Origin of the sequence: Kitasatospora putterlickiae (assembly GCF_039527695.1) — a bacterium.
GTDB classification, from domain to species: domain Bacteria; phylum Actinomycetota; class Actinomycetes; order Streptomycetales; family Streptomycetaceae; genus Kitasatospora; species Kitasatospora putterlickiae.
In genome coordinates, this window is the sequence record NZ_BAAAKJ010000486.1 from 718 (window position 1) to 2,759 (window position 2,042).

3 protein-coding genes and 1 pseudogene are annotated in these 2,042 nt (G+C 74.5%); all 4 read right to left on the reverse strand.

Annotation, left to right across the window (positions count from 1 at the left end; translation table 11 throughout):
• Positions 1 to 308 (reverse strand): annotated as a pseudogene (locus tag ABD308_RS37585) (hypothetical protein); the annotation flags it as partial.
• Entirely contained in the window at positions 301 to 945 is a 645-nt protein-coding gene (locus ABD308_RS37590) for a GAF domain-containing protein (RefSeq protein ID WP_344345218.1), read from the reverse strand. The gene ABD308_RS37590 and the pseudogene ABD308_RS37585, both read right to left, overlap by 8 nt.
• The gene (locus ABD308_RS37595) at positions 935 to 1,819 is read right to left on the reverse strand and encodes a S8 family serine peptidase (protein ID WP_344345221.1); all 885 of its coding nucleotides are present in this window, start codon (positions 1,817 to 1,819) and stop codon (positions 935 to 937) included. The genes ABD308_RS37590 and ABD308_RS37595 overlap by 11 nt, the downstream gene beginning before the upstream one ends.
• A partial coding sequence (locus tag ABD308_RS37600) for a hypothetical protein (RefSeq protein WP_344345224.1) occupies positions 1,816 to 2,042 on the reverse strand: 227 nt, incomplete at its 5' end. The genes ABD308_RS37600 and ABD308_RS37595, both read right to left, overlap by 4 nt.

The following is a 2,042-nucleotide window of genomic DNA, read 5'->3' on the forward strand; positions in this document are numbered from 1 at the left end:
GGGGGGCCGGCGCCGACGGCGGCGGAGGGCGCGAAGTGGCGGATCCAGGTGACGGTGGGCGCCAGCGGACGCCCGTTCAGGCGTACCGAGCGGCCGTCGGCGGCGATCGTGAGGGAGGTGGCGGCGAGCTCCTCGGCGTTCAGGCGGACGGTGCGGACACCCGCGCCGGCGAGCAGGCGCAGCACCGGGTCCGGGTCGGTGTCGCAGGCGCGGCTGAGCAGCAGGACGCACGGTTCCGGGCCCGGCCGCGCGTCGAACCGCCTGGCCGGGTCGTCGAGTTGGGCGAGGAAGGGCGAAGCCTCAGGCATCGGCGTCCGCGGTGGTGGCGAGCAGGTCGTCGGCCATCGCCAGCAGCTTGGTGACGGTGGCCGCCACCTGCTCGGGGGCGCCCGGCAGCCGGTCGGCGACGCGCTGGAGCACCGCCAGGTCGAAGGCCGCGGGCTTCGCGGGAACGGGCGCCAGGTCGGCCGCGCGGAGCACCAGGAGGAGTTCCAGCACCGTCGCCATCTCGGTGGCCAGCAGCCCGAGCGAGGCCAGGTCGCCGAGGTCGCAGCGCGGCCGGCTGTCGCGGTCCAGCACCGACAGCACGCCGATGCAGTCGCCGTCGCAGATCAGCGGCGCGGCCATGATGCCGCGCGGCACGTAGCCGGTGGACTCGGCGGCCGAGCGGGCGAACTGCGGGCTCTGCGCCACGTCGTCCACCACCACCGGCTGGCCCGTCATCAGCGCCCAGCCGGCGATGCCGGTGCCGGCCGGGAAGCGGGTGCCGAGCAGATGGTGCTCGCCCTCCCCCGCGACCGCCTCGAACACGAGGTCGCCGTCGGCCTCGTCGACCAGCAGCACGGACGCCGCGGCGGCGCCGAACACGCTGCGCGCGACCTCCACGATCGACTGGAGCAGTCTGCGCCGGCGGATCTCGGCACTCTCCAACGGGTCAGTCGACACGCGCACCTCCATCGGGTACGGCTACGTTCTCAGCGGCCAGGTAGAGGACGGACTTGAGCTGGAAGGGGGTGAGCGAGCGGTGCTTGCTGAGAATGAGCGCGCAGATGCCCGCGATGTGCGGGGTCGCGAAGCTGTTCCCGGTGCTGAGCAGGTGCCGGCCGCCGGGGCCGGCCACCGGTACCCGCACGCCCCTGGCGTAGAACTCGACCGGCGGTGACGGGTTGTAGTAGTAGGTCATCGGGTTGGGACTGTCGTGGCTGGCCACCGAGATGACCGAGGCGAACGGCCACGGGTAGCTGCGCACCGGCATGTTGTGCGCGGAGGCGACGATGACGCAGCGGCGGAAGTAGGCGGAGTCGGCGAGGTCGCGCAGGGCGTCGCAGAACTCGGTCTTGGTGGTCGACAGGCTGAGGTTGATGACGTCGTAGCCCTCCTCGATCGCCCAGGTGAGCCCGGCGAGCAGGGCGGCGCCGCTGCCGTGCCGGCCGCCGGACAGCACCCGCACCGAGGTGAGCGCGGCGGCGGGGGCGATGGAGCGGATGACGCTGGCGCAGGCGGTGCCGTGGCCGGCGGTGTCGCCGGGCTCGGTCGGGACGACGGCGAGGGTGCCGTCCTCGGCCCGGACCACGTCCATCGCGCGGTCGAGTCCGCCGACCATCGGATGGTCGGCGTCGATGCCGCTGTCGAGGACGCAGACGCGTACGCCGGAACCGTCCGCGCCGCCCCAGGCCCACTCCTGGGTGAGGTGGCCGCCGAGCGGGCTGATGTCGAAGGGCTCCTGGGGGACGGTCGAGGCGGGCAGGCTCCAGGCGGGCACGCCCGGGAAGTGGTCGCGCGGGGGGCGGCGCCAGGGCGGGAGGTGGAGGTCGGTCATCGGCCGTCACGCCCTTCCGCCCGATCCGTCCCGGCCGTCCCGGCGGCGAGCCAGGTCCGGACCCGTCCGGCGGGCAGCGTGGCGCCCTTGGCCTCGAACATCCGCAACGCCTCGGTCCCTTCAGCCGTCGCCCGCTCGGCCTGGCCGGCCGCCAGGAGCACGATCGCGCGGTCGAGGAGCGTCTCCCCGACCAGGCAGGGGTCGTCGCACGCGGCGCTCAGCG